The organism is Streptomyces umbrinus (assembly GCF_030817415.1).
GTDB lineage: Bacteria > Actinomycetota > Actinomycetes > Streptomycetales > Streptomycetaceae > Streptomyces > Streptomyces umbrinus_A.
Genome location: NZ_JAUSZI010000002.1, coordinates 11,376,179 through 11,398,875, shown reverse-complemented (window position 1 = coordinate 11,398,875; position 22,697 = coordinate 11,376,179). Strand labels below are relative to the sequence as shown.

Below are 22,697 nucleotides of genomic sequence, written 5' to 3'. Positions count from 1 at the left end.
CATGAGCACCCAGCACCAGAAGGTCGCCGTCATCACCGGGGCATCGCAGGGCATCGGCGCCGGACTGGTCGAGGCCTACCGCAAGCTCGGCCACGCCGTCGTCGCCACCTCACGCACCATCGCCCCCGCAGACGACGCGGACATCCTGACCGTCCAGGGCGACATCGCCGATCCCGCGACCGCCGAGCGAGTCATCGCCGCCGGGGTGGAGAGGTTCGGCCGCATCGACACCCTGGTCAACAACGCGGGCGTCTTCGTCGCCAAGCCCTTCACGGACTACACGCTGGACGAGTACGCCACCATCGCGGGCGTGAACCTCACCGGGTTCTTCCGCATCACCCAGCTGGCCGTCGAACACATGCTCGTCCAGGGCGGCGGCCACATCGTCAACATCACCACCAGCCTGGTCGACAACGCCGACGCCAACGTGCCGTCCGTGCTGGCCTCGCTGACCAAGGGCGGACTGCAGTCCGCCACCAAGTCCCTCGCCATCGAGTACGCCACCCGCGGCATCCGCACCAACGCCGTCGCCCCGGGCACCATCAAGACCCCCATGCACCCCGAGGAGACCCATGCGGTCCTCGCGGCCCTGCACCCGGTCGGCCGGATGGGCGAGCAGAGCGACATCGTCGACGCCGTGATCTACCTGGAGAACGCGCCGTTCGTCACCGGCGAGATCCTCCACGTCGACGGCGGCATGAGCGCGGGTCACTGACGGTCCCGTCGGGCCTGCCAGTCCCATCAGTGCCATCAGCCCCATCGGCAAGGAGAACCCGATGAACAGCACCACAGACACCGCGCCGGTCCTGCGCGGCGTCCTAGACCGGTGGAAGGCCGCCGTCGACAGCCACGAACCGCAGAAGGTCGCCTCCCTGTTCACCGAGGACGCGATCTTCCAGGGACTGCGCCCCTACAGCGTGGGGCGCCAGGGCGTCGCGGACTACTACGACTCCCAGCCCCTGGGTCTGACGGCCGCGTACCGGATCGTCGAGACCAGACACCTCGCCGACGACCTCGTACTGGGCTATCTGAGCGTGGACTTCTCGTTCTCCGACCGGCCCACGCTCACCGTCAGCCTCGGCGTGGTGGTGAAGCGGGCGGAGGACGACTGGTACATAAGCCATTACCAGGTCTCGCGCCTCGACTAGGTGCCGTTCACCTCGTTGCCGTTCACCGAGGCGGTCGTGGGTGTTCCGGACGGTCGGCAACCGTCCGGAACACCCACGGCGCCAGAACCGCAGCGGGCCTACCTGGTGAGTTCGGAGTGCACGTCCAGCCGTGTCAGCTTCTGCGGGTTTCTCACCAGGTAGATCCGGGTGACCCGCCCGCCGTCCACCACGAGGCTGACCGCGGCCGACTCGCCGTCGACCTCGACCCGGCCCGCAGGGGCTCCGTTGAGCCACACCGCCGTCGTCTCGAACGGGGTGACCAACCGGTCCGTGCGCGCGAGCAGCTTCGCCACCAGTTCGACACCGTGGATCGGTGCCTGAACAGCGGCCACCACTCCGCCGCCATCGGCGATCAGGACCACGTCCGGCGCCATGACCTCCATCAGCTCCTGCAACCGACCGGTGCGCAACGCGAGCAGGAAGCGCTCCACCACGGCCTCCTGCTCCGACCGGCTCACCCGCACCCGTGGCCGTCGAGCCGCCACATGTTCGCGGGCCCGCCGCCCGATCTGCCGTACCGTGGCCGCGGACTTCCCTACGACCTCGGCTATCTCGCCGTACGACATCTCGAAGACCTCTCGGAGCACGAACACGGCCCGCTCCGTCGGCCCGAGCGTTTCGAGGACGGTCAGCATCGCGATCGAGACGCTCTCCGCGAGTTCGACGTCCTCGGCGACATCGGGGCTCGTCAGCAGCGGCTCGGGGAGCCACTCGCCGACGTACTCCTCTCGGCTGCGCGCCAACGTCCGCAGCCGGTTGAGCGCCTGGCGTGTGACGACCCGGACGAGATACGCCCGTGCGTCACGCACCTGCGACTGGTCGACGTCGGCCCACCGCAGCCAGGACTCCTGCAGTACGTCCTCCGCGTCGGCCGCCGAGCCGAGCATCTCGTAGGCGACCGTGAACAACAGGCTGCGATGGGCGACGAACGGATCCTCCGTCATGCCGTCGATGCCACGCGGGACTTTTCGGGGCGTGCGGCCAGCGGAACTCCGCATGCGCCGGAGAAGCCCTGCGAAGTGATCCCGTGCGCCGTGTTGTTCCTGGTCGACATGTTGGCGAAGCCGATGACCGCGGTCAGCTCCACCATCGCCGCCGGGCCGAGCCGGTCGAGCAGGCTCGTGTACAGCTCGTCGGTGACGGTCGTCGGTGTGCCCGTCATCGCCTCGGCGTACTCCAGTACGTCCCGCTCCAGCGGCGTGAACACGTCCGACTCCCGCCAGCGCGGCACCTGGCTCGCCTTGGTCAGGTCGAGGTTCTTGTTCAGTGCCTGGAAGTAGTTGATGTCGAGGCACCAACTGCAGCCGACCTGTGCCGCGACCGCCATGTGCGCGAACGTCTTGAGAGACTCGTCGGCCATGTCCCACTGGCTTATCTTCCCACCCAACTCCGTGGCGTCCTGGGCGACCTTGGGATTGTGCGCCGTCACCTCGAAGGGTTCGGGCACGGCACCGAACTGCTTGATCGTGGTCTCGCGGAGCTCGGTGGGAAGCTCCGCCTTCGGAATGCGCAGTGTCACGATGTTCTCCTTGTCCGTCGGCCTGTCGGCCTGTTCGGCCTGTCGGCCTGTTCGGCATGAAGACACCGCCGGGGCCGCGAGTGTGACACCCTCGTCACTGCCGCGCTCAGTGGCCGTGACGGTTCAGGCGGGCGTGGAGCAGGTTGGGGTCGGTGGCGGTGAGGTAGGCGGCGCTGGGCACGTAGACGTCCTTTCCGCGGATCGCCACGGAGGTGGGGTTCTGCAGTCCGTCGGCGGAGTCCAGGACGGTGGTGTGCGTGCCGTCGTCGGCGATGCGCACGACCGTGCCGGGCCCGTTGAGCGCGGCGAGGATCTCGTTGCCCCGGCCGGTGAAGGCAAAGTCGTCGATGCCTTCAAAGCCGGTGGCCCTGACGGTCGGTGTGCTCGCGCGGTGGCCGCCGCGGAGGGGGAGGCTCAGCACAGTGCCCTGGTCGAGGTTGGTCACCCACAGAGCGCCTTCGTGCACGCGTGCGCCATTGGCTCCGAGGAATCCCTGTGCGGCGAGCTCCGGTGCGGTCGACCAGGCGGTCGCTCGTCCGCCGTTCGCGGGGACTCGCCATACGGTGCCCAGGACCGAGTCCGTGATGTAGAAGGCGCGCGAGCGGGGATCGAAGGCGAGGCCGTTGGGCAGGCCGTCGGCGGGGAGGGCGGCGATGCGTTCCGGCGCCTTGCGCCCCGGCTTGAGCCGCCACAGGCCGGTCAGGTCCTCGGTCCCGGTGGCGTAGAGGACGTACAGGGTCCCGTCGTCGGTACGGACGAGCCCGGTGGTCAGCGGGAAGCCGAGCACCGGGGTGTGGACGCCGCCGTCAGAGGGAGCCGGCAGGGTTGCCAGGACCTGCGTCGCGCCACCCCGGTCGATGCGCGCCACTTGGCGGGCGGCGGCGAAGGTGACGTCCACGGAGCCGTTCGGCTCGATGACGGCGTTCTCCGGCATCTGCCCCTGGGCCAGGTCGAAGTGGTTGACGATCCGAGCCTGGGACAGCGGTGCGGTGGCAGCCACCGCCTCCGTCGCCGTGGCGACGGTCACGAGGGAAAGGCCGGCCGCGGCGGCGGCAAGAACAGCGCTTTTGAGGTTCTTCTTCATGATTCCTTCAGGTTTTCGGGCATGACAAGGAACGCAGCGACGAAAGTGTTTCTGCGCGGGGCGACTGATGCCGGATCAGAAAAGGGTTCTCCGGCGTGAAGTCACCGAGGAGCTGGACCCGCTGTCGGGACCGGAATGTGCGGTGCGCGTAGGGAATGCGCGGTGCGGGAAAGGAGGGCGAGTGCGTGGGCGGAGGCCGAGCCGGGCGCCGCGGTGACCATGACGATCCGCTGGTCCGATTCGGCCTGGAGGGTCTGCTGGGTCACCTCGATCGAGCCCACCAACGGATGCCGCATGGTGTAGACCGCGACCGGGCAGGCACGAACGCGGTGGTCGGCCCACAGTGATTCGAATTCAGGGCTTTTCAGCAGGAGATGACCGACGAGTGAGGCCATTTTCGGGTCGTCCGGATGACGGCCGGCCGCCAGACGCACCGTTCCGACCACATCGCGTGCCTTCTGCTGCCAGTCGGCGTACAGATCCCGCGTATGGCCGTCGCAGAAAACCAGCTCCGCCATGTTCGGCCGATCCGCGGGCCGGTCCGGGCTCTCCGGGTCGAGATGCCCCGCGAACAGCAGATGCCCCGTCCGGTTCCAGGCCAGGACGTCGCAGCGGCGGCCGAGGACGACCACGGGCACATCGGTCAGGGCCGACACCAACTGACGAACCGACGCCGCCACCTGCTCGGGCGGCACCCTGCGTGGCTTCGCCGGGCGGCGCTGCGCCATCGCGAGATCGTGCAGGTGGAGGCGGTCGGCGTCGTCCAGATCCAGGGCCCGGGCGATCGCGTCGAGGACCTCCGGTGAGGCGTTCGAGGAGTGCCCCTGTTCGAGCCTGGTGTAGTACGAGGAACTCACACCGGCCAGGAGCGCCAGCTCCTCGCGCCGCAGACCGGGCACCCGCCGTCGTTCCCCGTACGTGGAGAGCCCCACGTCGTCCGGCCGCACCTGGGACCGGCGTTTCTGCAGAAACTCCCCGAGGGGCCGCTTTCCGTTCATGGCTCATAGTCTGCGGCGCCGCTTCAGGACCAACCATCCCCTGCCATGGATAGGCAGGGGATGGTGAGGCAGCCGCCTCGACCGACGGACTCACGACTGGAGGAGGACAACTGACCATGGCAAGGGTCGTCGTACTCGGTGCCGCACTTGGCGGACTGCAGACAGCGTTGCTTCTCGCTCAGGACGGTCACGGGGTGACCGTCCTGGAACGCGATCCGCAGCCCCCGCCGTCCGGCGCGGAACCCGCCTGGTCCCAGTGGCCGCGCCCCGGGATCGCACAGCTGCGCCAAACACACCTCCCGCTCGCGCGGTGGCTCCAGCTCGCCGAGGCCCATCTCCCGGACCTGGTCCGGGAGATGACCGGGGCGGGGGCCGTCCGGATGAACGTGCTGACGCCCGAACCGGGCTTCCGCGGTCCGCCGACGGCCGGGGACGAACGGTTCGACACCCTCGCCGCCCGGCGTTCCCTGCTCGAGTCCGCCGCGACACGCGTCGCCGAGGGGGCGGGCATCCGCATCGGGCTGGGCACCGTCTGCCGGGGACTGCGCAGCTCGCCGGGCCCGCGGACCTCGTACGGCGGTGCGTCCGGCGAACGCGTTCCCCAGGTCACCGGAGTCGAGACCGACGCGGGCTTCACGGCGGCCGATCTGGTGGTCGACTGCACCGGTCGCAGGTCCCAACTCCCCTCCTGGCTACGGGACATCGGCGTGCCGTGTCCGGTCGACGAGTCCCGCCGGCGCGGCTTCACCTACTACAGCCAGTACTTCCGGTCCGCCGACGGCGAGATGCCGACGGACCGGTTTCCCCTGGTGGTGGAGCACGGATCGCTCGGCCTCCTGCGCATCCCGGCCGACCACGGCACGTACTCGCTCTGTCTCATCGGCCGCAGCGACGACCAGCAGCTGCGGCGGGCGCTGCGGAACGAACACGCCTGGTCCGCCGCCGTACGTCTGTTCCCCGGCGCGGACCGCTGGCTCGACGGGCAGCCCGTCACCGACGGCATCCAGATCATGGCCGGCCTCACGGACCGCAAACGGCCCCTGTACGACACCCGACAGCCCCTCGTCACCGGGCTGGTGGCCGTCGGGGACGCCTGGGCCATCACCACGCCGACCGTGGGACGCGGGCTGGCCATGAGCCTGCAGCACAGCCTGCTCCTGCGGGACGCCCTGAGGCGGACGGGCACCACCCACCCCTTCGAACTCGTCACCCGGTTCGCCGAGGCGACCAGGGACAGCCTCGGACGGATCTACGAGCAGACGGCCGCCTACACCCGCCACCGACTCGCCGAGATGGACGCGCACACGGCCGGGACGCCCTACCGGAACCCGGATTGGAGCCGCGCCAAAGCACTCGCTCTGCTCGCCCAGCGCGACACCGACGCACTGCGCGCGGAACGAGCCGCGGCCCACCTCCTGCCCGGCGCCCGCGAGGTGCTTCGCGCTCCGGCCCTCGCCGACGCGGTCGCCCGGCTCGTCCCCGAGGTGGGGCAGCGGATGCCACCCGGACCCTCACGGGCCGACCTTCTCAAGGTCGTCGACGGATGAGGCCCCCTCTGCCCAGCCCCGCGGGCCGCCTTTCAGCCCCACGTTTCCTGAAATCCGGTGGCGGCCCCGTCCGACGGCGGTGACCATCACGGCATGGGCATCTTCCTGGAGACCGACCGGCTCGTGCTGCGGCCGTTCACCGCCGCCGACGTCGACCACCTGCTCGCGCTGGACGGCGACCCCGATGTCATGCGCTTCATCAACGGTGGCCGTCCGGTGAACCGCGAGGAGATCCGCGCGAAGACCCTGCCGCGGCTCCTGCACGACCATCCGGGCCTCGGGACCCGCGGCTACTGGGCCACCGAGGGGAAAGCCACCGGGCTGTTCCTGGGCTGGTTCGAGTTCCGGCCACTGGAAGAGGACAGCCCGGCCGTGGTCGAACTCGGCTATCGGCTCAACAAGGCCGCCTGGGGCCACGGTTACGCCACCGAGGGGTCGCGGGCCCTCATCGACAAGGGCTTCACCGACCTCGGAGTCGAGCGGGTCACCGCGAACACCATGACGGTCAACACGGGATCCCGGCGGGTGATGGAGAAGGCAGGCCTGTCCTTCGTCCGTACCTTCACCCAGGACTGGCCGGACGCACTCGCGGGCTCCGAGCACGGCGAGGTCGAGTACGAACTCACCCGGGCCGAGTGGCAGCGACAGCGGTAGGCGGCCGTGGGCCGTGGAGGCCCACCGACCCATCCGTCACACCGCCCCGCTACGGCTTGACACCCACCCCGGTCCACAGGCTGACCTCGGCGTCCGTCGGCTGCTGCTCCGTGGCAGCGTTGTCATCCTGTGCGTCGGGCCGCCAGCGGTGGCCGACAGTGATGCCGGGGTCGAGGAGGTCGAGGCCGTCGAAGAAGCGGGCCACGTCCTTCTGGGAACGGAACTGCACGGGGGTGCCGGCGCCCGTGTAGATCGCGGTGACCTTCTCCCAGGTGGGCGGGTCGAAGTCGGGCGTGCAGTGGCTCAGGGCCAGGGCGCTGCCGGAGGGCAGGGCGTCCAGCAGGCGGCCGACGATCCCGTACGGGTCCTGGGCATCGGTGACGAAGTGCATCAGGGCGTTCAGGGACAGCGCCACGGGTCGGCCCAGGTCCAGCACCTCGGCCAACTCTGGGGCGTTCAGGAGCGATTCGGGGTCGTTGGCGTCCGCCTCGATGTACGTGGTGCGGCCCTGGGGGGTGCTGCGCATCAGGCGCTCGGCGTACTTGAGGACGAGAGGGTCGTTGTCGGCGTAGACGACCCTGGCCTCGGGGACCACGGACTGGGCGACCTGGTGGAGGTTCGGCTCGGTGGGGATACCGGTGCCGATGTCGAGCCACTGGCGGATGCCGTGCTCCCGTGCGAGGACCCGGGTGGCGCGGTGCATGAAGGCCCGGTTCTCACGGGCGCACACGAAGATGCCGGGGTAGGCCGCCGCGACCGTCTCCGCCGCCTGCTTGTCGATGTCGAAGTGGTCCTTGCCGCCCAGGTAGTAGTCGTACATTCGGGCGGAGTGCGGCCTGCTGGTGTCGATGTCCCGCGCGGCCTGGGAGTTGCTCATTCTTGCCCCTTCAGTGGTGTACGTCGGTGTGCCGGGCGGGTCGTAGCCAGGGCCGGCCCGGGTTCCTCCCGTTCGTGGTGCGGTTCAGCCGGCCGCCAGATGATCGGCGAGGCCCTTCTTGACGCCGGCGACGAACGCGGCGATCTCCTGCGGTGTGTAGATCAGCGCGGGACCGGCGGGATCGTTCGACTGCCGCAACGCCACGCGGCCGTCGGCGAGTTGCTTCGTCTCCACGCACTGCCCCCCGTTGGGGCCGCTCCACGGACGCTCCCAGCCCTGCTCGCCGAGTTCCGACGCGGGCATTCCGTTGTACACACTTCCGTCGGTCGTGGTCATGAGTACTCCTTGCGCATGCGGTTCAACAGGGCCTTGCTGTCCGCGGACGAGGTGAGCAAGGACATCCGGTTGTGCGCCTCCAGATGACCCGCGACGTCGGAGCGCTGGTCCAGGTACACGGAGGCGGAGAGGATCTCGCTGTAGACGATGTCCGGCAGTTCCCGCTCCTCGAACCGGAAGTAGGTGAAAGGCGCGCAGGCCCCGACGTGGGCCCCGGCAGTGAACGGCACTACGTCGACGCTCACATGGTCCAGCTCCGAGACCTCCAGGAGCCGCTCGATCTGCTCCCGCATCACCTCGGCACCGCCCACCATCCGGTGCAGTACGGTCTCCTCCATCACGACCCATAACGTGGGCGCGTCGGGTCTCTCCAGCAGGCCCTGCCGGCGCAGCCGCAGATCGACCCGCCGCCCCAGGTCCTCGTCGCTCTCGTTGGGAAAGCCCCCGCGCAGCACGGCACGCGCGTAGTTGTACGTCTGCAGCAGCCCGGTCACGTAGTGCGGCTCATAGGTGCGCAGTGTCTTGGCACCGGTCTCCAGGCTCACGTACGCGCTGAACCAGTCGGGCACCACATCGCGGTAGGCATGCCACCAGCCGGGCTCGTTGGCCCGCTCGGCCAGGGTGACGAACTCGTCGACCTCCTGCTGCTCGGCCCCGTAGGTCTGCAGCAGTTTCTCGACGTAGAGGGTCTTGAGCGCGACCTCCGCCTTCTCCAGGCGGCGGATGGTCAGCGGCTTCACGTGCAGGGCCTTCGCCGCGTCCTCCAGCGACACTCCCGCGGCCTGCCGCAGCTCCTGCAGCCGCTTGCCCAGGATCATGCGGAGAACAGTGGGTGCACTGGTGCCGACGCCCGACCGAGCTTCGCTCACGCCCTACCTCCTGAGGAACTGTCACCGGTACGAGTCTGACAGCGACTTGCTGATGACACCAGACAGATACCGCCTTCCTGAAATTATCAGGGAGACGGTTGCAGCGTGAACTGAGCTACCACCATAGTTAGTTCTGTGAGCGATCCCACCGAACGCGCGCGCACCACCGTCAACACCCGCCACGCCCCGTGGAGTTGGCGAACCCCAGCGTTCGGACCGCAGGCCGCCGGAACACCCCGCCGGACGGAGCCGAAGGTCGTGATCCCCAACTCTCCCAGCGCTCCTCCTTGTTGGAAGGCAATCACCGTGTCCCCCCACACGACTCCCTCCCTTCGGCTCTTAGGTTCCACGAGCCCGGACACAGCCCACTGGCTCGAACTCCCGGCACACCGGACCAGCGTCAAGGTCGCCCGCAACACGATGGGCGAGCGGCTCACCGCGTGGCGCCTGCCCGACGAGTTGTGTGCGGACGCCGTACTGCTCGTGTCCGAGCTGGCCACGAACGCCGTACTGCACACGGTCAGTACGCGGATTCTGTGCGGCGTCGGCCTCATGCGCGAAGGGGGCCTGCGCCTGGAGGTGCACGACCAGGACCGCACGGGCCGCCTGCTCCCCCGATGCGATCCCGGACCCGACGACGAGAACGGCCGCGGGCTGCTTCTCGTGCAGCACATAGCCGACACCTGGGGAGTCGACCGCTCCGCGCTCACCGGGGGGCACGCGGTCTGGGCGACCCTGACCGACAAAGTCTGAACCCACCGGGTTCGACGACACTCCCGGATGTCGGCGCGCAGGGCGCCCGTCGGCATCCGCTTCGCGCCCGCGGCAGCGGACCCATCGGAAGCGCGCCCCGAGGTCCGCACTGCCCGCGACAGTCCAATCGCGGTCAGTAACCACTGTGACGCCTGAGGCCCCTGATCACGCTGTCGGAGTGGTGGCCCGCGCCGAGGCGCGGTGAGCCGCGACCGGATCTCCCCGTCATTTCCGTGACGTCTTCGCCGGACAACCACTGCTGTGTTGGGAGATGGTGAAGGCAGACGAGAACGGCACCGGAGGAAACGGTGGGCACGATAGAACAGGGGACAGTCGGCACAGGGAACGGCGTGCCGCGTAAACGGGCGAAAGCGGTGCCTGAAATGAGCGCAGCCGGAATTCCCGTGTCCGACGACGACGAGCGGGTCCGCGGGCCGTTACGGCCGAGCGCGCTGCTGGACGTGCTGGGCGTGGCCTCGGTGGTGCTGGACACCGAGGGACGCGTCGTGCTGTGGAGCCCGCAGGCCGAGGAACTGTTCGGCTACACGGCACGGGAGGCGCTGGGCGAGTACGCGGCCCGCCTGATGGTGCACGAGCAGCACGTCGACCTGGCCGTGAAGCTGTTCACCGACGTCATGGACACCGGTCGGGGCTGGGCCGGCGGCTTTCCCGTCCGGCACAAGGACGGGACCACGCGGCTCGTGGAGTTCCGGAACATGCGGCTCCTGGACGACCGCGGTGGCGTCTACGCCCTGGGACTCGCGGCCGATCAGTCGACCGTGCACCGCCTGGAACGGGATGTCGCGCTGTCCGTACAGATGGTCTCGCAGTCCCCTATCGGTCTTGCGGTCCTGGACAGGGACCTGCGGTACGTGTCGGTCAACCCGGCCCTGGAGCGGATCAACGGCATCTCGGCCGCGGAGCACGTCGGCCGGACGATCCGCGAGGCCCTGCCGTTCCTGGACGCCGAGGCCATAGAGTCCGCGGCCCGCCAGGTCCTCGACACGGGCCTCCCTCTCGTCGAGCAGTCCACGATCGGCCGGACCCCGGCCGATCCGAACGAGGATCATGCCTGGTCGGCCTCGTACTACCGGCTGGAGGACTCCCTGCAGTCCGTGCTGGGTGTCGCCGTCTCGGTCGTCGACGTGACCGAGCGGCACCGCTCGGCGATCGAGGCGGAGACCGCGCGACGACGCCTCACGGTCATCGCCGACGCCTCCGCGCGCATCGGCACCACGCTGGAGCTGGACCGCACCGCCTGTGAACTCGCCGACGTCGCCGTGCCGGAGCTCGCCGACATCGCGTCCGTGGACCTGCTGGAGGCGGTGGTGGAAGGCCGCCGCAGCGACCTCGGCCCCACGGAGACCACCCTGATCCGCACTCTGGCCGTCCGGGCCGATCACACCGCCACCGAGGCCCCCGACGAGGCCGCGCCTCGCGGACAGGTGACCCGGTACGGCTCCGACCGTCTCGTCACCCAGTGCATACGCACGGGCAGCCCGGTCATGGTGCCGCAGGTGAAGGACGAGGACCTGCTCCGTATCGCCCAGGATCCCCAGGCGGCCGTACTCCTGGGCCGGGCGGGTGTCCACTCGTACCTGGCGGTGCCGTTGGTCGCGCGCGGCGAGGTGCTCGGCGCGCTGGATCTCAAGCGGACCCGCAACCCGCGGCCCTTCAGCAACGACGACCTCGTGCTCGCCCGCGAGCTGGCCTCCCGTGCGGCCGTTCAGATCGACAACGCCCGCTGGTACCAGAACGCCCGCAACACCGCCGTCGCCCTGCAGCGCAGCCTGCTGCCCAGCCACCCACGCATGACCGCCGGGCTCGAGGTCGCCTCCCGCTACCAGCCCGCGGGGGCGGCAGGTGAGGTGGGCGGCGACTGGTTCGACGTCCTCCCCCTGGACGGCGACAAGACCGCGCTCGTCGTGGGCGACGTGATGGGCAGCGGCATCAACGCGGCCGCGACCATGGGCCGGCTGCGCACGGCGACGAGCACCCTGGCCTCGCTCGACCTCGATCCCGCCCGGCTCCTGGAACACCTCGACAAGACCACAGGGGGCCTGGACGAGTCCATCGCCACCTGCGTGTACGCCGTCTACGACCCCCACCGACACCAGTGCACGATCGCCAACGCCGGGCACCTGCCGCCGGCCCGTATCCGCGCCGGCCATCCTCCCGAACTGCTCGACCTGCCCACCGGGGCGCCGCTGGGCGTGGGCGGTGTCGCCTTCTCCACGACCACCTTCGATCTCCGTCCCGGTGACCAGCTCGTGTTCTACACCGACGGGCTCGTCGAAACGCGCCAGCACGACCTAGACGACCGCCTGAACACGTTCCTGGGCCTCCTCGACGACCCCACGCGCCCTCTGGAGGACGTCTGCGACCTGCTCCTGAGCACCCTGCACCACCCCGACAACCACGACGACGTGGCCCTGCTCATCGCCCGCGCCCAGCCACAGGCGTAAGGATCCCTCGCTCATGACCAGCCTCGCCCAGCTTCGCAGGACGGCTCTCTCGCTCCCCGGGACGGCGGAGCGAGGCACCGGCTCCGGCACGAAGTCGTTCTCCGTGCGCGACAAGCGGTTCGCCTCGTTGGGCGAGGACGACTACGTGCAGCTGCACCTCCCCACGGCGGACGCCGACGAGGTTCTCGCCGCGCACCCGACCGCCGAGCGGCTGACCCGCGGCGCGACGCCCATCGGCGTACGCCTTCCGATCGGGGACATCAACGGTCAGCTGCTCAACCACTGGGTGCGTCGCGCCTGGCTCGCGCACGCGCCCGAGCGACTGGCGGCGCAGGCACAAGCAGCGGAGACGGCGGCTGCCGGTGAGGTCGGTGACCTGCCCCGGGCCATCGGAAGTCCCGCCACCCGGGCACTCGCCGACGTCGGCATCACCACGCTCGCCCAGGTCGCCGAGGTGAGCGAGGCCGAGCTGCTGGCCATGCACGGCGTCGGCCCGAAGGCGGTTGGCCTGCTCGGCGAGGCGCTCAGCGCGACGGGACACCGCCCCAAGGGCTGACGCGACGGCTCCCCTCCGGGCAAGGGGTGGTACGCGGCGAGTACGCGGGCTCAGGGTTCGATGACGAGGCGTTCGACGAGCCCGTCGCGGAGCGTGAACCGGTTGTGCAGATCGACGGTGCCGCCGGGGAAGTCGCCTTCGAGGTGCTGGGTGGCGATGTAGTGGTCCGCGTCGGTCTGCCGGGCGTCGGTGAGCTGGACGGTGAAGGTGAATTCGGTGGCGGCCCGGCCCAGCCATCCCCCGATCGCCGCGACGCCCTCGTAGGTGTGGCCGTCGTCGACCACCGTGGCGTCGTCGGTGAACGCCGTTACCGCGGTGGCGGTGTCGTGGTCGCGGTGCGCCGTCAGATAGCGGGTGATCGCCTCGGGCAGGGCGTCCAGGGCAATGGTCCGGGGCTGGTTGTCGGGCATGACGCTCCTCGTACAGGGGGTGAAGGGTGGTGACGGGGTCAGACGGTGGGGGTGGTGCCGCCGTCGATGACGTGTTCGGCGCCGACGATGGCCGAGGCGCGGTCGGAGACGAGGAAGGCGACGAGTTCGGCGACTTCCTCGGGCCGGTTGGGACGACCGAGCGGGATGCCGCCGAGGGAGTCCATGAGCCGGCCCAGTGCCGCTTCCTCGGTGATGCCTGCCTCGTGGGCGATCCGGGCGACGAGGTCGTCGGCGGCGGACGTCTGGACGAAGCCGGGCGATACGGCGTTGACTCGGACGCCCCGAGGGGCGACCTCGTTGGCCAGGCCCTTGCTGTAGGTGGTCAAGGCGGCCTTGGCGGCTGCGTAGGCCAGGGTTCCGTTCCACAGCGGCATGCGGCGCTGGATCGAGGTGACGTGCACGATCGCACCCTTGCCGCCGGCGATCATGTGCGGCAGGAGAGCACGGTCCAGACGGACGGCGGCCAGCAGGTTCGTGTTCAGTTCCCTGGTCCAGTCGTCCTCGCCGAGCGCCGCGAAGCCACCGGCCGGTGCCTCGGATCCGCCGAGGGCGTTGACGAGGATGTCGACGCCTCCCAGACGGGCCTCCACCTCCGCGACGACGTGGGCGGCGCCCTCCGCGGTGGACAGGTCGGCTCCGACGAAGGTCTTCTCCTCGACGTCGTCGGGGCGGCTGCGGGCGGTGACGAGCACGGTCGCACCGGCTTCGGCCAGGCGTCGGGCGATCGCGGCGCCGGTGCCTTTGGTGCCGCCGGTGACCAAGGCGCGCCGGTCTTCGAGGGATTCGCTGAGGGTTGTCGTCACGGTGTCCCATTTCCTGGTTGGGGCATACGGGGTCCGGGTGCGGGCATGGTGCACCACTGCTCCCGGCTAAACTGCTAAAATAGAAGCTACTAACTTCGACTTTAGCAGTAACTGAAGGGACGGTCGCCGTGGCAAGCCGGATCAGGCTGGAGGACCGGGAGTGCCCCCTGTCCACGACGGTGCAGCACGTCGGTGAGTGGTGGACTCTGCTGATCCTCCACGACGCCTTCGACGGCTACACCCGCTTCGACCAGTTCCAGGAGAGCCTCGGCATCTCCTCCAGCATGCTCACCACCCGGCTCAAGACCCTGGTGGAGGACGGGCTGCTGGAGCGCCGGCCGTACCAGACCAACCCCGTCCGCCACGAGTACGTACTGACCGAACTCGGGCACTCCCTGCGACCGGTGATCGTCACCCTGGCCGCGTGGGGCAACTCCCGTCTCCCGGCGGCGGAGCGCAGCATGATCCTCGTCGACGCGCACAGCGGCCAGGAGGTCGAGCCCGTCGTCGTCGACGCCAGGACCGGCCGTCGGCTCGACGACAGCGACGACTACGTCTTCGCGGCAGGGCCCGCGGCCGGCGACGCCATGCGCAGCCGCTACGCGACGCGGCCGGGGAGCCCGGCGGTGGAGGCGTAGGGCGAGGGCGCCCGGCCGGAGCTCTCGTGTGGGCGCGGCGCGCGACCGGTGGGGGCGGGCCGCGCAGTTCCCCGCACTCCTTAAGGGCGTCTCTTCACGCAACCCGAAGCCCGCGCCCCGCAGGGAGCAGCTCCGCGCGCCCCGATGGGGCGCGGGGAACTGCGCGATCAGCTCCCACCGGCCGTTTCGTCCTCGGATGCCGGGCGCCGCCTTACGTGCCCGCTGTCTCAGCTCGTGAACGTCGCGGTCCCGTTGACCCACGTTCCGGTGACCGCTCCGGCCCGCTCCGAGGCGAGGAACGCGGCCAGTTCCGCGACCTCCCGCAGCCGCGGCGACGCCGGGAGCATGCGCAGGCCGTCCAGCATGTCGAGGATGCCCCGCAGCGCCTCGGGGCTCGCCATCGCGGGGTCCACGGCTCCGAGCTTCTCCGGTGTCAGGGTCTCCGGCACTCCGGCCACCCACAGCCCGAGCGCCCGTACGCCCTTCGGGCCGAGCTCCTGTGCCAGCGCGCGGATCAGCGTGTCGATCGCCGCGTCCGCGGGGCACGTACCGCCCATCATCGGACTGGCGTGCGCGGAGCCGCTGTTGAGGGCGAGGATCACGCCGGAGCCCTGCTCCGCCATACGGCGGCCCGCGGCTCGGGCGGTGATGAAGTTGGTGGTGATGCCGGTGGTCACCGGGGCGATGTAGTCGGCCAGCGACATGTCGACCACGGGCGTGCCCTGCACGTCGTTGCGGGTGATGAGGTTGAACGAGATGTCGACCGAGCCCGCTTCCGCCAGCACGGTGTCGGCGTGCTCCTCCACCGACCGCTCGTCGAGCGCGTCGACCACGGCCGCGTACGCCCGGCCGCCTGCCGCCTCGATGTCCTTGGCCACCGCCTCCAGCTTGGCGGCCGTCCGCCCGGCGAGGAAGACACGGGCGCCCTCGCGGGCGAAGGTGCGGGCGACGGCACCGCCGATGTGCCCGCCGGCGCCGTAGATGATCGCGTTCTTGTCCTGCAGCAGCATGACGGCTCCTGGTCCGCAGCTGTGTGATCCGAAGATGTCGGCCATACAGACGCACGGCGAGCGCGTCAGTCATCGCTCCTGGTCGGAAATTCTCAGCGGCAGCCCGAAAGCCGGGAGCAGGTGCGGCTCGAACGTGGTGATCTCCGCGATGCGGCCGTCCTCGATTCGCAGGACGTCCAGGGTCTGGGCGCGGTACACGGTCGTCCCCGGCCTCTGGACGTAACCGCCAACCGCGGGCAGCCCGTTGGCCCAGGTCGGCAGGTGCCGCCACCGGCCGAAGTACATCGGGGAGGCCGGGTCGAGAGTCTGGCCGACGAAGGCGAGAATCGCCTCGCGTCCGACGAACCAGAACGGGTTCGGCGGCATGGTGAGCTTGGCGTCGGCTGCCAGCAGCTCCGCCATCGCGGACAGGTCGAGCCGCTCGGCCGCGTCCCGGTAGCGCTCGACCACCTCGCGCTCTTCGCGGGTCGGCGCGGCCGACGGGGCCCATTCCGTACGGCGGCCCGCGGGGAGGTGCTCGCGCAGTGCGGGCCGGGCGCGTTGCAGGGCACTGTTGACGGATGCGGTGGACAGCTCCAGCAGGCCCGCGGTCTCCGTGGCGGGCAGGCCCACCACGTCCCGCAGGATCAGCACCGCCCGCTGCCTCGGCGGCAGATGCTGCAGCGCGGCGAGGAAGACGAGTTCGACCGTCTCCCGCGACAGCGCCTGCGACTCGGGGCCCGCCTCCTCGGCGGGGATGTCGGCGAGCAGTTCGTCGGGGTACGGCTGCAGCCACTCGATCCGTGTCGGCGGCTCGCCCTTGCCGTGTTCCATGCCGGGCAGCCGCTCGTACGGGTGCGGGGTGCGCTGGTGGCGACGCAGGTGGTCCAGGCAGGTGTTGGTGGCGATGCGGTACAGCCAGGTGCGCATGCTCGCCCGGCCCTCGTACGCCTCCCGGCTCCGCCAGGCCTTCAGGAACGTCTCCTGGACCAGGTCCTCGGCCTCGTCGTACGAGCCGGTCATGCGATAGCAGTGCACCTGCAGTTCGCGGCGGTACGGCTCCAGGAGCTCGGCGAAGCCTGCGTCGGTGTCGGTCTGCTGCGGCACGACGGAGCCTTTCGGGCGGCGACTCGGGGCTGATGCGCCGTCATTGTGCCAGCCGGGAGGCGGCGCAAGCCGCGTCGGGCCATGGCGCGGTGGGCCCACCGCGCGCGTCGGGCCCACCGAGGCGGCGGAATGCATGGACGGGTACGCCGCCACCGGGGCGTTGTCAGTGGTGGCAGGCAAGATGACGGGCATGACAACACCAGCTGCAGTGATCGTGGATGCCGCCGCCTACGCGCAGGCGGTCGAGGACGCGGTGAAGGCTTCGGCCGCCTACTACGCGGGCGGCACCTCGGTGCTGGACGACGACTCCTACGACCGGTTGGTGCGCGGTATCGCGGCGTGGGAGGCCGGCCATCCCGACGAGGTGCTGCCCGATTCCCCGACGGGGAAGGTCGCCGGCGGCGCGGTGGAGGGGGATGTGCCGCACACGGTGGTGATGCTGAGCCTGGACAACGTGTTCTCGGCCGAGGATTTCACCGCTTGGACCGCGTCGCTGGCCCGGCGCATCGGCCACGAGGCGGAGCGGTTCAGTGTCGAGCCGAAGCTGGACGGTCTGGCGATCGCGGCCCGCTACACGCACGGCCGCCTGGAGCGGTTGATCACTCGGGGCGACGGGACGGCCGGGGAGGACGTGTCGCACGCGATCGGCACCATCGAGGGACTGCCGCAGGAGCTGGCCGAGCCGGTGACCGTGGAGGTGCGCGGTGAAGTCCTGATGACCACCGCTCAGTTCGAGCACGCGAACGAGGTGCGGACCGCGCACGGCGGGCAGCCGTTCGCGAACCCGCGCGGCGCCTCGGCGGGCACGCTGCGGGCCAAGGAGCGTGCCTACACGGTGCCGATGACGTTCTTCGGCTACGGCCTGCTGCCTCTCGCCGACACCGAGGTGGAGCTCGCGGAGCGGCTGGGCGAGAGCGCGCACAGCGACCTCATGGTGCGGGCCGCCGGGCTCGGGGTGAACACCACCGCGACCACTGCCGTGCCCGGCATTGTCGCGGAGACGGCCGAGCAGGTACTGGACCGGGTGCGGGAGATCGCCGCGCTGCGGGCCGAGTTGCCGTTCGGGATCGACGGCATCGTCATCAAGGCGGACCTGGCCGCCGACCAGCAGGCCGCCGGTTCCGGTTCGCGCGCTCCGCGCTGGGCGATCGCCTACAAGCTGCCCGCCGTGGAGAAGATCACCCGGCTGCTGGAGGTGGAGTGGAACGTCGGCCGCACCGGCATCATCGCCCCGCGCGCGGTGCTGGAGCCCGTGGAGATCGACGGCGCCACCATCACGTACGCCACTCTGCACAACCCGGCCGACATCACCCGACGCGATCTGCGCCTGGGTGACCACGTCATGGTTCACCGGGCCGGCGACGTCATCCCGCGTATCGAGGCCCCCGTCGCCCATCTGCGCACCGGTGCCGAACAGGCCATCGTCTTCCCCGAGGTGTGCCCGCGCTGCGGGGCCGGCATCGACACCAGCGAGCAGCGCTGGCGCTGTGAGAACGGCCGCAACTGCCATCTGGTCGCCGCCCTCTCGTACGCCGCGGGCCGCGACCAGCTCGACATCGAAGGCCTTGGCCACACGCGGGTCGTCCAGCTCGTCGAGGCGGAGCTGGTCAAGGATCTCGCCGACCTCTTCTCCCTCACCCGCGACCAGTTGCTGGGTCTGGAGCGGATGGGCGAGACCAGTACCGACAACCTCCTTACCGCGCTCGACACGGCGAAGGGGAGACCGCTGTCCCGGGTGCTGTGCGCGCTCGGGGTCCGTGGCACCGGCCGGTCCATGTCCCGGCGTATCGCCCGGTACTTCGCCACGATGGACCTCATCCGCGCCGCCGACGCCGAAACGATGCAGCAGGTCGAGGGCATCGGCACCGAGAAGGCCCCGTCGATCGTCGCCGAGCTGGCCGAACTGGCCCCGCTGATCGACAAACTCGCCGCGGCCGGGGTGAACATGACCGAGCCCGGCGCCACCCCGCCCCAGCCGCCCCAGCCGCCCGCCGAGAGCAGCGAGGACAACGGCGAGGGGAGCATCGCGGAGAAGGGCGAGGAGAGCGGTGCGGGCGAGGCGGCCGGTCCGCTCGCGGGGATGACCGTGGTCGTCACCGGTGCGATGACCGGGCCGCTGGAGAAGCTCAGCCGCAACCAGATGAACGAACTCATCGAACGCGCCGGTGGCCGCTCCTCCTCCAGCGTCTCCAAGAAGACCACTATGGTCGTCGCCGGTGAGGGCGCCGGATCCAAGCGTGCCAAGGCCGGATCCCTCGGCGTCCGGCTGGCCACGCCCGACGAGTTCGCCGCCCTCGTCACCGACTTCGTCGACTGATTCCACCCCGAGCGGTGGGACCGATGAGTTTCTCCCGCCGAGGTCGTCCTACATCCGATGGGCGTCGACGATCGACGGGCGATCGACGAGGAGGAGATGTTCACCATGGACGGATCGGCACGGCAGGAAGCCTTGGAGAGGCTGGACGTTCTGGCGGGCGAGTGGGTGGTGGAGGCCGACTTTCCCGGCCTGGACACGCCTGCCGCGCGCTGCGTGTTCGAGTGGACCCTGGACCGACGGTTCCTGGTCCAGCGCACCGAGATCTCGCTGGCCGAGGCACCGGACAGCATGGCGATCATCGCGACCGACCCGGAGACGGGCGCGTACACACAGCACTACTTCGACTCACGGGGTGTCGCCCGGTTGTACGCGATGAGCTTTGCCGGCGGAGTATGGCGACTGCTGCGCGAGGCGCCGGACTTCTCGCCGCTGGACTTCCGGCAGCGGTTCACCGGACAGGTCAGCGATGACGGCACCACCATCCACGGCAGCTGGGAGACCTCGCACGACGACTCGACGACCTGGGAGCACGACTTCACACTCACCTACCGCAGGAGTCGTTGAGATGACAGTCAGCGGATCACCGGGCGAGGTCGCACGCGACATCGTCGACGCGAACAGGTACATGGTACTGGCCACCGCCGACCACGTCGGAACGCCGTGGAGTTCCCCGGTGTACTTCGCCCACCGGGGATACCGCGAGTTCTTCTGGGTGTCCTCGCCGCAGGCGACCCACTCGCGCAACATCGCGGTACGCCCTCAGGTGGGCATCGTGGTCTTCGACTCCTCGGTGGCGATCGGTACCGGGCAGGGTGTGTACATGTCCGCCGTCGCTACTGCGGTGGAGGCTGCGGATGCGGAGGAGGCGCTGGCAGTCTTCTCGCGCCGGTCGGTCACGCACGGCGGCCGGGTATGGACGGCGGAGGACATCCAAGACGCGCGAGGCGTCTCCGGTATCGCCCTCTACCGCGCGGTTGCTGATGAGCATTCGATGCTCGCCAAGGACGGACAGCCGGATCATCGCGTGCCCGTCCAGCTCACCGACTGATCGATTGCGGCAGGCTCAGGGCTCGAACTTGATGCCGGCGGCGACCGGGAGGTGGTCGCTGCCGGTGGCGGGCAGGGTGCCGATGTCGGTGACCAGCATCGAGCGGGTCATGACGTGGTCGATCCGGGAGACGGGGAAGCTCGCGGGCCAACTGAAGGCGAAGACTCGCCCTGTCGAGTCCATCTGGTCGGTGACCGGGTCCAGCCCGCGGTCGTCCACGGTGCTGTTGAGGTCGCCCAGCAGGATCACCTTGGCCAGCTTCTCGGCGGCCAGGACCTCACCCAGCAGGCCGGCGCTCTCGTCCCGCCAACCGGAACTGAGGCCGTTCCATCGGATGCGGACCGAGGGCAAGTGGGCGACGTACACCGCGATATCGCCCTGTGGCGTGCGTGCCGTGGTCCGCAGGCCGCGGTTCCAGCCCTCCGGGATCCCGGTCGGTTTGATGTCCACCGGCCGGACGTCCGACAGCGGATACCTCGACCAGAGTCCGACGGTTCCTTCGACCGCGTGGTGGGGGTATTCCGCCGCCAGGGCCGACTCGTAGGCCGGCAGTGCGGATGGCGTCAGCTCTTCCAGAGCGATGACATCCGGTGCGGCCTCGATCAGGTCGCTCGCGGTGCCCTCGGGGTCGCTGTTCTCGTCACTGACGTTGTGCTGGACTGCCACGATGTCGTGCGGGCCACTGTCCCCATCGGCCAGCACCAGCCCGCCGAAGAGGTTCCCCCAGACCGCCACGGGCAACAGCAGGGCCACCAGAGCGATGGCCGAGCGACGCAGCAACGCCAGGACGAGCAACAACGGAACGGCCAGCCCGAGCCAGGGCAGAAACGTCTCCAGCAGGCTGCCGAGTCGCCCCACCGCGTTGGGCACGACGGAATGGAACGCCATCAGCCCGGCGGCCAGCACGGCAAGCAACGCGAGAACACGCCCACGCGCCCAGGCCGACCGGCCTCCCGTGCCCTTCCCCCACCGCCGCCATTCAACGGCCCTCAGCCACCGCCGGACCGCCACAGCCCTCTCCCCCGACTCCACCCGACTGTCCGCCTGCTCCCCCACGTCCCACCCATCTGCCCCAGCCCCGTCCCCGCGCCACCTCCATGAGCACGACGTGCCCTGTACGACGCACGGTCCGAAGATCAGGTTCCAGCCGGCGAAGGTGAGCACCTCGCAACAGGCGGCACCTTCCGCGCAGCGAGAATGTGGACGCCCACCGCCGAACAGATCGGCGTGCACGAGACTGTCCTTCGTGAGCGCGCCTCGCTGCTCGTCGACGGTGTGTCGGCGGGCGTTGACCCGGGAGGAAACGACAGCATGATCATCTTTGGTACCAAGGGATATCTGTACCAGCTCGCGATACTGACGCTGGTGTGCGGGCACTGCGGTAATCCCTCCGCGCACACGCTCAGGAAGCGGGTCACGAAGTTCACGTTGTTCTTCGTGCCGCTGTTCCCGTTCTCGACGAAGTACCAGACGCAGTGCACCTTCTGCGGTGCGGAGCAGAAGGTGACCAAGGAGCAGGCGGAGCAGCTGCAGGCTCAGGGTGCGGGCGGCCAGGGCGGTCAGCCCTACGGGCAGCCGCAGCAGCAGCCGTACCAGTCCTGAACCGGGCCGGGAGCGAGGGCGGAGGCAGGTCGTCGGCCTGGGCGAATGGCGCCCAGGCCCGGTGCGGGTCTGGAGCTACGGCCCGATCGGGCGGCCGGACAGTTGGGCGAGCCTGGTGAAGTAGGCACGGTAGAAGGGCTCGTCGGTGGTCGGGATCTCGATGGTGACGAGCAGGCGTCCCGGGCGAGTCCTGGATGCGAACCCACGGCCGACGGATTATGAGTCCTTTGTGGATCTTGGCGACCCTTGCCGATCAATGCTCATCCATGAAGTTTTGGCGGATTCCCCTTCCAACGCATGATGGCTCCACCCCAGCAGTCGGGGCAGAGCCTTCTACGACCGATATCGTTGGCCAAGATGTCTTCAGAGGGCGGTAGAGAGCCGATGCCCGATTCTTCGTTTCGTGCGGGACGAGCGGGCAGGTCGTGGCGACGTCGGTCGGCTACGGCCGAGGCTGGGTGAACAAGCCTGGCTCGGTCTCGGTCAGGATCCCGCGGCCGGCCAGCCGCTTGAGCTTGAGGCGGACGTTGTTGATGTTGTTGGGCGCGACCGCCAGGTCCATGGCCTCGCACACCTGCCGGGCCCGCAGCGGGTGGTCGGCCGCGGTGAACACCGCCATGATCTGCTGGTAGGCCGGATGATCCGGCAGCTTCGGTGCCGGCGGCGCGGGCGGCCCGGGGTCGGGCAGCCCCAGCAGTGTCTTGTGGGTGATCCGGACTTCCTCGGCGGCCCGGCCGGGTTCGTCGAGCTATGCGGTCAGCTGATCTGTTCCCGCACCGTCTCGGCCTGTGCGGTGATCTCGCGTTCCCGCTCCTCCAGCCGCGCCGGCACCGCGCCGAGCGTCAGCTCCCCGCCGGTCATGCGGTGCTCCAGGCCGATGTGGTCGCCCCGGTCAGCCGACGCGGTATCACCGCGGTCATCGCCCAGTACACCCG

Annotated in this window: 25 protein-coding genes; 12 read left to right on the top strand and 13 right to left on the bottom strand. The window is 69.8% G+C overall.

Annotated elements, in window-relative coordinates; translation table 11 throughout:
* The first annotated feature begins 1 nt into the window (after position 1).
* Together QF035_RS50555 and QF035_RS50550 are read left to right on the top strand one after the other, a co-directional pair.
* Entirely contained in the window at positions 2-715 is a 714-nt protein-coding gene (locus tag QF035_RS50555; protein WP_307529420.1) for an SDR family NAD(P)-dependent oxidoreductase, read from the top strand.
* A gap of 61 nt (positions 716-776) precedes the next feature.
* Positions 777-1,148: a YybH family protein gene (locus tag QF035_RS50550; RefSeq protein ID WP_307529418.1), complete on the top strand. Its 372-nt coding sequence runs from the start codon at positions 777-779 to the stop codon at positions 1,146-1,148.
* Between the two features lie 98 nt (positions 1,149-1,246).
* Here QF035_RS50550 and QF035_RS50545 read toward each other — a convergent pair whose 3' ends face one another.
* The 4 genes from QF035_RS50545 to QF035_RS50530 form a co-directional block, all read right to left on the bottom strand.
* Positions 1,247-2,113, bottom strand: a complete 867-nt coding sequence (locus QF035_RS50545; protein WP_307529416.1) for an RNA polymerase sigma-70 factor — start codon at positions 2,111-2,113, stop codon at positions 1,247-1,249.
* Complete coding sequence (locus QF035_RS50540) at positions 2,110-2,688, bottom strand: carboxymuconolactone decarboxylase family protein (RefSeq protein ID WP_307529414.1); 579 nt, start codon at positions 2,686-2,688, stop codon at positions 2,110-2,112. Before QF035_RS50540 ends, QF035_RS50545 begins: the two co-directional genes overlap by 4 nt.
* Before the next feature lie 106 nt (positions 2,689-2,794).
* A complete protein-coding gene (locus QF035_RS50535; RefSeq protein ID WP_307529412.1) occupies positions 2,795-3,772 on the bottom strand; it encodes an SMP-30/gluconolactonase/LRE family protein in 978 nt (325 codons plus the stop codon).
* Positions 3,773-3,873: 101 nt separating this feature from the next.
* Positions 3,874-4,770: a helix-turn-helix domain-containing protein gene (locus QF035_RS50530; RefSeq protein WP_307529410.1), complete on the bottom strand. Its 897-nt coding sequence runs from the start codon at positions 4,768-4,770 to the stop codon at positions 3,874-3,876.
* Positions 4,771-4,886: 116 nt separating this feature from the next.
* On the opposite strand from QF035_RS50530, the gene QF035_RS50525 reads away from it, so the two are divergent.
* A complete protein-coding gene (locus QF035_RS50525) occupies positions 4,887-6,317 on the top strand; it encodes a hypothetical protein (RefSeq protein ID WP_307529409.1) in 1,431 nt (476 codons plus the stop codon).
* A 93-nt stretch (positions 6,318-6,410) separates the two neighbouring features.
* Positions 6,411-6,971 (top strand): GNAT family N-acetyltransferase, encoded by a 561-nt coding sequence (locus tag QF035_RS50520; RefSeq protein ID WP_307531967.1) that lies wholly within the window; start codon positions 6,411-6,413, stop codon positions 6,969-6,971.
* Positions 6,972-7,020: 49 nt separating this feature from the next.
* Here QF035_RS50520 and QF035_RS50515 read toward each other — a convergent pair whose 3' ends face one another.
* The 3 genes from QF035_RS50515 to QF035_RS50505 all read right to left on the bottom strand — a co-directional run bounded on the left by QF035_RS50515 (position 7,021) and on the right by QF035_RS50505 (position 9,053).
* Positions 7,021-7,848, bottom strand: a complete 828-nt coding sequence (locus tag QF035_RS50515; RefSeq protein ID WP_269647106.1) for an SAM-dependent methyltransferase — start codon at positions 7,846-7,848, stop codon at positions 7,021-7,023.
* 84 nt (positions 7,849-7,932) lie between these two features.
* A complete protein-coding gene (locus QF035_RS50510; protein WP_055614220.1) occupies positions 7,933-8,184 on the bottom strand; it encodes a DUF397 domain-containing protein in 252 nt (83 codons plus the stop codon).
* A complete protein-coding gene (locus tag QF035_RS50505) occupies positions 8,181-9,053 on the bottom strand; it encodes a helix-turn-helix domain-containing protein (protein ID WP_307529405.1) in 873 nt (290 codons plus the stop codon). The genes QF035_RS50510 and QF035_RS50505 overlap by 4 nt, the downstream gene beginning before the upstream one ends.
* A 306-nt stretch (positions 9,054-9,359) precedes the next feature.
* Here QF035_RS50505 and QF035_RS50500 point away from each other — a divergent pair, with 306 nt between their 5' ends.
* From QF035_RS50500 to QF035_RS50490, 3 genes are all read left to right on the top strand, one after another.
* Positions 9,360-9,806 (top strand): ATP-binding protein, encoded by a 447-nt coding sequence (locus QF035_RS50500; protein ID WP_307529403.1) that lies wholly within the window; start codon positions 9,360-9,362, stop codon positions 9,804-9,806.
* Positions 9,807-10,189: 383 nt separating this feature from the next.
* Positions 10,190-12,271, top strand: a complete 2,082-nt coding sequence (locus QF035_RS50495) for a SpoIIE family protein phosphatase (RefSeq protein ID WP_307529401.1) — start codon at positions 10,190-10,192, stop codon at positions 12,269-12,271.
* Positions 12,272-12,284: 13 nt separating this feature from the next.
* Positions 12,285-12,827 (top strand): hypothetical protein, encoded by a 543-nt coding sequence (locus QF035_RS50490; protein WP_307529399.1) that lies wholly within the window; start codon positions 12,285-12,287, stop codon positions 12,825-12,827.
* Positions 12,828-12,877: 50 nt separating this feature from the next.
* Here the strand turns inward: QF035_RS50490 and QF035_RS50485 are convergent, their stop codons facing one another.
* Both QF035_RS50485 and QF035_RS50480 read right to left on the bottom strand, forming a co-directional pair.
* Complete coding sequence (locus tag QF035_RS50485; protein ID WP_307529398.1) at positions 12,878-13,237, bottom strand: nuclear transport factor 2 family protein; 360 nt, start codon at positions 13,235-13,237, stop codon at positions 12,878-12,880.
* A gap of 38 nt (positions 13,238-13,275) precedes the next feature.
* Entirely contained in the window at positions 13,276-14,061 is a 786-nt protein-coding gene (locus QF035_RS50480; protein ID WP_307529396.1) for an SDR family oxidoreductase, read from the bottom strand.
* Between the two features lie 128 nt (positions 14,062-14,189).
* On the opposite strand from QF035_RS50480, the gene QF035_RS50475 reads away from it, so the two are divergent.
* On the top strand, positions 14,190-14,699 hold the full coding sequence (locus QF035_RS50475; protein WP_307529395.1) for a winged helix-turn-helix transcriptional regulator: 510 nt from the start codon (positions 14,190-14,192) through the stop codon (positions 14,697-14,699).
* A 227-nt stretch (positions 14,700-14,926) separates the two neighbouring features.
* On the opposite strand, the gene QF035_RS50470 is transcribed toward QF035_RS50475, so the two are convergent.
* Together QF035_RS50470 and QF035_RS50465 are read right to left on the bottom strand one after the other, a co-directional pair.
* Positions 14,927-15,709, bottom strand: coding sequence for an SDR family NAD(P)-dependent oxidoreductase (locus QF035_RS50470; protein WP_307529393.1), 783 nt, complete (start codon positions 15,707-15,709; stop codon positions 14,927-14,929).
* A 69-nt stretch (positions 15,710-15,778) separates the two neighbouring features.
* Positions 15,779-16,930 (bottom strand): sigma-70 family RNA polymerase sigma factor, encoded by a 1,152-nt coding sequence (locus tag QF035_RS50465; protein ID WP_373467031.1) that lies wholly within the window; start codon positions 16,928-16,930, stop codon positions 15,779-15,781.
* Positions 16,931-16,985: 55 nt separating this feature from the next.
* Between QF035_RS50465 and ligA the strand changes: the two genes are divergently transcribed.
* The 3 genes from ligA to QF035_RS50450 are packed head-to-tail and all read left to right on the top strand — an operon-like array spanning position 16,986 to position 20,160.
* Positions 16,986-19,112, top strand: coding sequence for an NAD-dependent DNA ligase LigA (gene ligA, locus QF035_RS50460; protein ID WP_307529391.1), 2,127 nt, complete (start codon positions 16,986-16,988; stop codon positions 19,110-19,112).
* Positions 19,113-19,169: 57 nt separating this feature from the next.
* Entirely contained in the window at positions 19,170-19,676 is a 507-nt protein-coding gene (locus tag QF035_RS50455; RefSeq protein WP_307529389.1) for a hypothetical protein, read from the top strand.
* 1 nt (position 19,677) lies between these two features.
* A complete protein-coding gene (locus QF035_RS50450) occupies positions 19,678-20,160 on the top strand; it encodes a pyridoxamine 5'-phosphate oxidase family protein (protein WP_307529386.1) in 483 nt (160 codons plus the stop codon).
* A 15-nt stretch (positions 20,161-20,175) separates the two neighbouring features.
* Here QF035_RS50450 and QF035_RS50445 read toward each other — a convergent pair whose 3' ends face one another.
* A complete protein-coding gene (locus QF035_RS50445) occupies positions 20,176-21,048 on the bottom strand; it encodes an endonuclease/exonuclease/phosphatase family protein (RefSeq protein WP_307531965.1) in 873 nt (290 codons plus the stop codon).
* Between the two features lie 423 nt (positions 21,049-21,471).
* Here QF035_RS50445 and QF035_RS50440 point away from each other — a divergent pair, with 423 nt between their 5' ends.
* Entirely contained in the window at positions 21,472-21,762 is a 291-nt protein-coding gene (locus QF035_RS50440; RefSeq protein ID WP_189841982.1) for a zinc-ribbon domain-containing protein, read from the top strand.
* Positions 21,763-22,204: 442 nt separating this feature from the next.
* On the opposite strand, the gene QF035_RS50435 is transcribed toward QF035_RS50440, so the two are convergent.
* Complete coding sequence (locus tag QF035_RS50435) at positions 22,205-22,381, bottom strand: hypothetical protein (protein ID WP_014182178.1); 177 nt, start codon at positions 22,379-22,381, stop codon at positions 22,205-22,207.
* Between the last annotated feature and the right edge of the window lie 316 nt (positions 22,382-22,697).

Coding starts and splice junctions, on each gene's coding strand:
- QF035_RS50555 (WP_307529420.1), top strand. CDS start 2: ATGAGCACCCAGCACCAGAAGGTCGCCGTCATCACCGGGGCATCGCAG.
- QF035_RS50550 (WP_307529418.1), top strand. CDS start 777: ATGAACAGCACCACAGACACCGCGCCGGTCCTGCGCGGCGTCCTAGAC.
- QF035_RS50545 (WP_307529416.1), bottom strand. CDS start 2,113: ATGACGGAGGATCCGTTCGTCGCCCATCGCAGCCTGTTGTTCACGGTC.
- QF035_RS50535 (WP_307529412.1), bottom strand. CDS start 3,772: ATGAAGAAGAACCTCAAAAGCGCTGTTCTTGCCGCCGCCGCGGCCGGC.
- QF035_RS50530 (WP_307529410.1), bottom strand. CDS start 4,770: ATGAACGGAAAGCGGCCCCTCGGGGAGTTTCTGCAGAAACGCCGGTCC.
- QF035_RS50525 (WP_307529409.1), top strand. CDS start 4,887: ATGGCAAGGGTCGTCGTACTCGGTGCCGCACTTGGCGGACTGCAGACA.
- QF035_RS50520 (WP_307531967.1), top strand. CDS start 6,411: ATGGGCATCTTCCTGGAGACCGACCGGCTCGTGCTGCGGCCGTTCACC.
- QF035_RS50515 (WP_269647106.1), bottom strand. CDS start 7,848: ATGAGCAACTCCCAGGCCGCGCGGGACATCGACACCAGCAGGCCGCAC.
- QF035_RS50510 (WP_055614220.1), bottom strand. CDS start 8,184: ATGACCACGACCGACGGAAGTGTGTACAACGGAATGCCCGCGTCGGAA.
- QF035_RS50495 (WP_307529401.1), top strand. CDS start 10,190: ATGAGCGCAGCCGGAATTCCCGTGTCCGACGACGACGAGCGGGTCCGC.
- QF035_RS50490 (WP_307529399.1), top strand. CDS start 12,285: ATGACCAGCCTCGCCCAGCTTCGCAGGACGGCTCTCTCGCTCCCCGGG.
- QF035_RS50485 (WP_307529398.1), bottom strand. CDS start 13,237: ATGCCCGACAACCAGCCCCGGACCATTGCCCTGGACGCCCTGCCCGAG.
- QF035_RS50470 (WP_307529393.1), bottom strand. CDS start 15,709: ATGCTGCTGCAGGACAAGAACGCGATCATCTACGGCGCCGGCGGGCAC.
- QF035_RS50465 (WP_373467031.1), bottom strand. CDS start 16,930: ATGCATTCCGCCGCCTCGGTGGGCCCGACGCGCGCGGTGGGCCCACCG.
- ligA (WP_307529391.1), top strand. CDS start 16,986: ATGACAACACCAGCTGCAGTGATCGTGGATGCCGCCGCCTACGCGCAG.
- QF035_RS50455 (WP_307529389.1), top strand. CDS start 19,170: ATGGGCGTCGACGATCGACGGGCGATCGACGAGGAGGAGATGTTCACC.
- QF035_RS50450 (WP_307529386.1), top strand. CDS start 19,678: ATGACAGTCAGCGGATCACCGGGCGAGGTCGCACGCGACATCGTCGAC.
- QF035_RS50445 (WP_307531965.1), bottom strand. CDS start 21,048: ATGGCGTTCCATTCCGTCGTGCCCAACGCGGTGGGGCGACTCGGCAGC.
- QF035_RS50440 (WP_189841982.1), top strand. CDS start 21,472: ATGATCATCTTTGGTACCAAGGGATATCTGTACCAGCTCGCGATACTG.
- QF035_RS50435 (WP_014182178.1), bottom strand. CDS start 22,381: ATGGCGGTGTTCACCGCGGCCGACCACCCGCTGCGGGCCCGGCAGGTG.